The organism is Kitasatospora sp. NPDC017646, assembly GCF_044329365.1.
Taxonomy (GTDB): Bacteria; Actinomycetota; Actinomycetes; order Streptomycetales; family Streptomycetaceae; genus Kitasatospora.
This window is the reverse complement of the sequence record NZ_JBIRJC010000010.1, coordinates 275,453-282,174: the sequence shown is the minus strand read 5'-3', so window position 1 is coordinate 282,174 and position 6,722 is coordinate 275,453. Positions and strand designations below refer to the sequence as shown.

Annotated in this window: 8 protein-coding genes and 1 pseudogene; 3 read left to right on the top strand and 6 right to left on the bottom strand. The window is 73.6% G+C overall.

What is annotated here, in order from left to right:
• The coding region (locus ACH4J0_RS18885; protein WP_144385854.1) for an acyl-CoA dehydrogenase family protein at nucleotides 1-90 on the top strand (90 nt) is incomplete at its 5' end.
• Nucleotides 91-235: 145 nt separating this feature from the next.
• Nucleotides 236-922 (top strand): TetR family transcriptional regulator, encoded by a 687-nt coding sequence (locus ACH4J0_RS18880; protein ID WP_396241436.1) that lies wholly within the window; start codon nucleotides 236-238, stop codon nucleotides 920-922.
• A 153-nt stretch (nucleotides 923-1,075) separates the two neighbouring features.
• On the opposite strand, the gene ACH4J0_RS18875 is transcribed toward ACH4J0_RS18880, so the two are convergent.
• The 3 genes and pseudogenes from ACH4J0_RS18875 to ACH4J0_RS18865 form a co-directional block, all read right to left on the bottom strand.
• Nucleotides 1,076-1,258, bottom strand: coding sequence for a hypothetical protein (locus ACH4J0_RS18875; protein WP_396241440.1), 183 nt, complete (start codon nucleotides 1,256-1,258; stop codon nucleotides 1,076-1,078).
• 79 nt (nucleotides 1,259-1,337) lie between these two features.
• Nucleotides 1,338-2,006, bottom strand: a pseudogene (locus ACH4J0_RS18870) (MFS transporter); the annotation flags it as partial.
• Nucleotides 1,946-2,992: a 12-oxophytodienoate reductase gene (locus ACH4J0_RS18865; RefSeq protein WP_396241404.1), complete on the bottom strand. Its 1,047-nt coding sequence runs from the start codon at nucleotides 2,990-2,992 to the stop codon at nucleotides 1,946-1,948. The pseudogene ACH4J0_RS18870 and the gene ACH4J0_RS18865, both read right to left, overlap by 61 nt.
• Before the next feature lie 7 nt (nucleotides 2,993-2,999).
• Here ACH4J0_RS18865 and ACH4J0_RS18860 point away from each other — a divergent pair, with 7 nt between their 5' ends.
• Nucleotides 3,000-3,494: a hypothetical protein gene (locus tag ACH4J0_RS18860; protein WP_396241402.1), complete on the top strand. Its 495-nt coding sequence runs from the start codon at nucleotides 3,000-3,002 to the stop codon at nucleotides 3,492-3,494.
• A gap of 371 nt (nucleotides 3,495-3,865) precedes the next feature.
• On the opposite strand, the gene ACH4J0_RS18855 is transcribed toward ACH4J0_RS18860, so the two are convergent.
• The 3 genes from ACH4J0_RS18855 to ACH4J0_RS18845 form a co-directional block, all read right to left on the bottom strand.
• On the bottom strand, nucleotides 3,866-4,060 hold the full coding sequence (locus tag ACH4J0_RS18855; protein ID WP_396241400.1) for a hypothetical protein: 195 nt from the start codon (nucleotides 4,058-4,060) through the stop codon (nucleotides 3,866-3,868).
• A gap of 366 nt (nucleotides 4,061-4,426) precedes the next feature.
• The gene (locus tag ACH4J0_RS18850) at nucleotides 4,427-5,572 is read right to left on the bottom strand and encodes an oxidoreductase (RefSeq protein WP_396241398.1); all 1,146 of its coding nucleotides are present in this window, start codon (nucleotides 5,570-5,572) and stop codon (nucleotides 4,427-4,429) included.
• Nucleotides 5,569-6,600, bottom strand: coding sequence for a ScbA/BarX family gamma-butyrolactone biosynthesis protein (locus ACH4J0_RS18845; RefSeq protein WP_396241396.1), 1,032 nt, complete (start codon nucleotides 6,598-6,600; stop codon nucleotides 5,569-5,571). Before ACH4J0_RS18845 ends, ACH4J0_RS18850 begins: the two co-directional genes overlap by 4 nt.
• Between the last annotated feature and the right edge of the window lie 122 nt (nucleotides 6,601-6,722).

The window sequence follows — 6,722 nt, the reverse complement described above, 5'->3', positions numbered from 1 at the left end:
GAGCGGATGATGCGGGACGCGAAGATCACCCAGATCTACGAGGGCACCAACCAGGTCCAGCGGATCGTCATGGCCCGCAACCTGCCGTAGCCGGCCTCCCGAGGTGCCCCGACGGCCGGGCGGGCAAGCCCACCGGCCGTCGGGGCCGACTTCTGGCGCCGATGCTAAGTTCCGGAGAATGAGCGAGAAGGAAGAGCAGGACCTGCCCATGAACGACGGGCCCTCGAAGCCGGCGATGCGCGAGGCGCTGGTGGCCGCGGCCTTCGAGCTCTTCCTCGAGCGCGGCTTCGAGCAGACGACGATCGACGACATCGTCTCGCTCGCGGGCGTCGGCCGACGCTCGTTCTTCCGCTACTTCCCGGCCAAGGAGGACGTGGTCTTCCCCGACCACGAGCGCAGCCTCGCCGAGATGACGGAGTTCCTGGACTCCGGCACCGGCGAGGAGGACCCGGTCAGGCACGCCTGCGACGCCGCCCGCCTGGTCCTGCGGATGTACGCCGAGCAGCCCTCCTTCTCCGTCCAGCGCTACCGCCTCACCCGCAAGGTCCCCGGCCTGCGGGCGTACGAGCTGTCGGTGGTCTGGCGCTACGAGCACACCCTCGCCGCCTACCTGCGCGGCCGCTTCGCCGACCGCCCGGACGGCCCGCTGCGCGCGGACGTGATCGCCGCGGCCGTGGTCGCCGCCCACAACCACGCCCTGCGCACCTGGCTGCGCTCGGGCGGCGAGAGCGACTGGGTGGCCGAGGTGGACGCGGCGATGGCCTTCGTCACCTCCACCTGGAGTGACCGCCCCGCCGACTCCGCCCCGGAGGGCGAGGACGCGGCCGACGACGTGGTGGTCCTGGTCGCCAGCCGCCGGGCCCCGCTGTGGCGGATGGTCCAGGGCATCGAGAGCGCCATCGGCGACACCCGCCGGTCCTGAACCGACCCCGTGGCGCCGGGTCGCAGCCGAACGGCCCCTCCGGTCGGACTCGTGGTCCGGCCGGAGGGGCCGTTCGGCGTTCCCACCCCGCCCTCGGGGTGAGGCGGCGCGGGAACACGGGGTGACGGACTCCCGGATCGCGGGGCCGTCGGGTCAGGTGCGGGCCGGCGCGGCCGCCGCCACGGCCTCGGTGCGGCGCTCCGAGCGGGCGACCAGCCGCCAGGCGCACACCGCGCCGAGCAGGTAGGCGACGCCGACCAGGACGAAGGACACCGAGGCGCCCCGGCTCCAGTCGGGGGTGGCGTTCAGCACCACGCCGACGACGGCGATGCCCACCAGCGAGCCGATCTGCCGGTTGGCGCACGGACCCGGCGACGTTGGCGTGCTCCGGGCGGGCCGAGTCCACCATGGCCGCCGTCATGCCGGGGGAGATGATGCCCGAGCCGAGGCAGGACACGCCGATGCCGACGGCGATGATCCAGTACGGGGTCGACGCGGAGATCGCGGTCAGGCCGAGCGAGCAGACCCCGGCGACCAGCAGGAAGACCGTCAGTAGCGGGCCGTTGGCGTAGCGTCCCGAGATCTTCGAGTACACCACGTTGGCCACCGGCGACAGGATGGTGATCGGGATCAGCTCCAGCCCGGCGACGAACGGGCTCGCGCCCCGGGCGTGTTGGAAGAACAGGCCGAGCATGAAGATGGTGCCGAAGAGCGCGAAGTTGAAGAAGAACCCGACCAGGTTGGCGCCCGAGAAGCCGGGGCGGCGGAAGAGCGTCCACGGCATCACGAGCTTGTCGCTGCTGCGTTCGCGCCGTACGAGCACGGCGGTGGCGACCAGCGCCACGGCGTAGGAGACCAGCACAGGGCTCGAGCCCCAGCCGAGTTGGGGGCCCTCGATCAGTGCGAAGCTGACCGCCGCGAGCGCGACGATCCACACCAGGTGGCCGAACGGGGCCGGCCGGTCGCCGCGCGGCTCCGGCGCCGCGATGAACCGCCGTGTCATCAGCATGCCGATGACGGCGATCAGCAGTTCGGGCGTGGTCGCCAGCGCGCAGCCGAGCGAGGCCAGCAGGAACAGGCCCATGCCGCCCATGTAGACCTTCTTGGCGCCGAGCCCAGGTCGAACTCGCCCCGGGCGAGGCGCTCGGCCACCAGGCCGACGTCGTCGACCTCCGAGCCCTTGCCCTCGACGTAGCCCAGGTAGTCGCTGTCGCGCAGGCCGACCGAGCCGACCGTGACGGTGGGGCGGCCGGTCACCTCCCTGACCCAGCCCGCCAGGTTGAGCGGGGAGCCCTCGAACTCGGGCTGCCAGAACCGCCGGGTGGAGCAGTGGAAGACGTCGACCCCCGCGCCCACCAGCGGTGCCAGGAAGGCCTCCAGTGCCCGCGGGTCGTCCGCCAGCCGGGCCCGGTAGTGCGCCACCTTCCACTGCGAGAGGCGCAGGATGACCGGGAAGTCGGGGCCGGTGGCCGCGCGGCAGGCCCGGACCACCTCGGCGGCGAACCGGGTCCGGCCGGCCGGGTCGCCGCCGTAGCCGTCGGTGCGGTGGTTGGTGACGTCCCAGAAGAACTGGTCGAACGGGTAGCCGTGGGCCGCGTGCAGCTCGATGCCGTCGAAGCCGAGGCGCTGGGCGTCGGCCGCCGCGCGGGCGAAGGCCTCGACCACCTCGGCGATGTCGGACTCGGACATCGCCCGCCCGGCCGGGCGGCCCGGTTCCAGACCCGAGGGGTTGATCAGCCCGCCCGGCGGTTCGAACAGCTCGACGCCCTTCGGCGCGGTGCGGCGGGCCTCCTCCAGGGACCGGCCCCACAGCAGCGGGTCCTGGCCGACGTGCCACAGCTGGGGCACGATGCGCCCGCCGGCGGCGTGCACCGCGCCGACCACCCCGGCCCAGCCGGCCAGCGCGTCCACGCCGTGGAACCGCGGGACGGACGGGCGGTTCCCGGCCGAGGGGTGGCCCACGAAGGTGCCCTCGGTGATGATCAGCCCCACCCCGTGCCGGGCGCGGCGCGCGTAGTACTCCGCGACGTCCGCGCCGGGCACCCCGCCGGGCGACAGGTCGCGGGACATGGGGGCCATGACGATGCGGTTCTCCAGCGCCAGCCCGCCGATCTTGAACGGCTCGAAGAGCGGCGCCGCGGTTGCCGGTTCCGGCGGTGTCGTGCGCACGTGGCTGCCTTTCGTCTTGGAGAGTGCGGGTGATGGCGTCCAGCCGCTCGGGGATGGTGCCGCCGATGATGTGGGTCGGGATCTTCAGCTCGCCCCGCAGCACGTTCAGCAGGTGCTCGTCGGAGAGCACCCGGAAGCATTCGTTGACGGGTCGGTGGCCTTTGGGGTCGAGCGGGAACTCGATCGGCAGGTGGACGAAGGCGTCGTAGGTCTCCTTGGCGTACTGCTTCAGCGCGACGCCGAGCTGGGCGACGACCTGCTCGTAGAAGCGGATCTCGTCGGTCTTCTCCACGGACTCCAGGCCGATGGACTCGTTGGGGTTGATGCCGACCGTGACGCGCACGGTGGCGTAGGTCCACTCGTGCAGCGAGGAGCCCTCTCGTGCACGGCGCGCTCCACGTAGCGGCGCATCATCAGCTGGATGAGCTCGGCGGCTTCATCGTTTACCTCTCGGAGCGGGGAGACGGTCGGAAGGACTGTCTGGGAGAACGCGCGCGGCGGCCGGCCGATTCGAAGGGAACGGCCGCAGGGCGCGTGGGAGATGTCAGCGGAGAGCACGGCTTTCGGCCCCTGGGGCGCTTTTCCGGCGGGCCGGTTCGTGAATTCCGGGCCCGCGGCGAAGCGGTGCGGAAGAAAGGCTAGCGGCCCTGGAACGGGGAGTGCCAGGTTCCCGGTTTGCACAGACTGTGCGACTGGGGCCGGTGCCTCGGTTGCACGGCGGACGGTCGGTCGCCGCGCGCCCGCCCACTCCCCGAGGCCGGGAAGATCCCCTGGTCAGCCCAGTCGCAGGACGGTGTGCAGGACGCGCCAGGCCTCGTCCGGTTCGCCCGGCCCGTCCCGGTCGGCGTCTGCGGCGGGCAGGTACGAGGAACCGTAGAGGACGGCCAGGATCAGATAGGCGAGGGATTCCGGCGAGTGGTTCGGCGTCACTTCCCGTTCGGCCTGCGCGCGGCGGATGCTCGTCACCATTTCCTGGCGGATGTCGGCGAAAAGTCCGACCGAATCGCCGGGACGGCGCTCGCAGTCCGCGGCGAGCCGGAGCGCGGCCCGGAACCGGACATTGGATTCGAATCGTCCGCGCATTCTGCGGATGAGTCCGGTGAGCGCCGATCCCGGGGAGGGGAGGGGTGCTCTCCGCCGCCGCGTCCAGTACGCGTTCCCGGGTCTGCCGCGCCCTGGCCTGCTTCACCACCGCGGCAGTCTCGCAACTGTGTCCATGCGCCAGAAACATACCTATGCGAAGGTATGTTGAGCGGTCGCACGCCAGGGGCCGACCGCCGATCCGACGGGCGGTCGACCCCTGGCGAGGGGCGGTGTGAAGCGTGCCTCGGCGGCTCAGCGGTTCCGCGGCTCGGGCGCCTGTGCGTCCAGCACGGCCGTGGCGTAGTCGGCGGCGGCCGCCGCCGGGCCGAGCACGCCGTGCGAGGCCGCGGTGGTGACGTCGCGCCAGTACCGCTGGAAGGGGGCGTCCTCCCGCAGCACCGGCGACCCGGCCGCGCGGAAGAGGCGGTCGACCGCCTCGGCGCACCAGGTCGCGGCCATCGCGGCGTCCCGCCGGTTCTCCGCCACCAGCAGCGGGGTCACCTCGGCCCGGTCGGCCCGCTCGGCGACCCGTTCCAGCAGCAGCCGGGCCGCGGCGATCCGGGCCGAGCCCTCCCCGAGCGCCAGCTCGGCCTCCGCCCGTCGGCCGGGGGAGAGGGCGGCCAGGCGCGGCGCGACGGCCGGGCGCCAGGCGTCGAGCGCGCCCTCGGCCGCCCCCAGGACCGGCGCCGCGAACATCAGCGCTCCCGCCAGGTGGACCGGCACCCGGTGGCAGCGGGCCGCGTCCGCGCCCAGCGGCCGCTGAAGGTCCGCGAATGTGCAGGAGAGCCGGTCGGGGACGAACGCCCCGGCCACCTCCACCGCGTTGCTGCCCGTCCCGCGCATGCCCAGGCTCCGCCAGGTGTCCAGGACGGTCCAGTCCGCCCGGGGGACGGCGAGGATTCGGTGCTCCGGGCGGTCCGCCGGGCCGGTCCGGGAGGCCAGCAGCAGCCAGTGCGCGTGGTCGACCCCGCTGGCCGTGTCCCAGCGGCCCCGGATCCGCCAGCCGTCCCCGTCCCGGACCGCCTCGCCCTGCGGCGGCATGATCGAGGCCGAGATCAGCACGTCGGGCGAGGACCCCCAGAGTTCCTTGCGCCCCTCCTCGGGGAGGTGGGCGGCGAGCCGGCCGTGCGCCGCGAACAGGGCGGCGCACCAGGCGGTGGACGGGCAGGTGCGCGCCACCTCGGCCGAGGCGGCGAGCAGTTCGGCGAAGGTGCCCGCCGTACCGCCGAGTTCGCGGGGGACGAAGTGGCGGGGGAACCCGGCGGCCGTGACGGCCCGGATCGCCTCCGCGCCGAGCCGGCGGCGGTCCTCCACGCCGGACAGGTCGCGCCGGGCCGCGTCCACCACGCGCTCGATCGCGGCGGCGGGCAGGGCCACGGGCAGCGCGGTGGTGTTCACGAGGGGTCCTTCCGCGGGGTCTCGTGACGGTCCGTCGAGTAGGCGAGCCGCGCCGTGGCGAGGACGGCGCCGCGCTGGGCGGCGGTGACCTCGGCCGTCATCCGGGCCGTACCGCCGGTGCGGCCCGTCCCGTCCGGCCCGGGCGTCACGGTGATGGCCACCGGCAGGTCCGGCTCGGCGAACGCGGTGAAGGTCGCCGAGATCCCGGCGGGGTGCAGCGGGGTACCCACGGCACGGCCGGCCTGCCGGAAGGCCTCCAGCAGCACCATGCCGGCGACGTGGTCGGACGGGTGGTCGAAGAGCACCGGGTGGCCGGGGTCCGGGTCGAGCCAGAAGCCGCCGCGGGCGCCGGAGGAGTCCCGGGCGAGCAGGACGTGCTCGTCGCCCGGGTACCCGACCTCACCGGGAGCGAGCCGCCGCAGCGCACCGACCGGCGCCTCGGGGCGCTCCGGCGCCCCGGCCGCATTCGGACGGGCCTCGCGGTGGCGCACCACCTGGTAGAACGCGGGGTGCAGGACCTCCCAGCGGATGCCCGCCCGGCCGATCAGCACGCCGTCGACGGACGCCGCCGCTTCGAGCGCGAGGCCGGTGCGGCGCGGCGTGGTCACCGTCCGGGCGCAGGTGACGTCCAGGGTGACGTGCGCCGGGGCGCAGGGCCGCGGTGGTGCGGCGCCTTCCACCAGCTCCAGATCGAGCCTGTCGAGGACGAACGGGTGCCCCTGCGGAACACCGTGGAAGCGGTGCGAGAGGAGTATCAGGGCCTGGCGGACCGTCTCGGCCAGCAGCAGCGGATCCGGCGACCGGCCATCCCCGCTGTGGTGGAGGAAGCGGTCGCGGAGCCACACGGCGCCGACGGTGAAGCGGCCGTCGCCGGCGCGGACCGCGTCGGTGAGCAGGACCTCCGCGGCGGAGGTCTTGTGGACGGAGCCGGCCGGAAGGCGGTGACTGAACGAGAGCCTGGGACCGGACGACAGCGGTGCTGCCTGGTCCGACGGCAGGTACTTTGGCGGTGCGGTGATGATGGACATGCGAGCACGTCTCCCCGTTGGTGTGCCGTTCCCTAAGGTGGTGCCACCCCATCTGCGGGCGAGGGTCATGTCAGGTGACCTTGATCCCCGGGCCGAAAATATACCTGGGAGAAGGTATATGG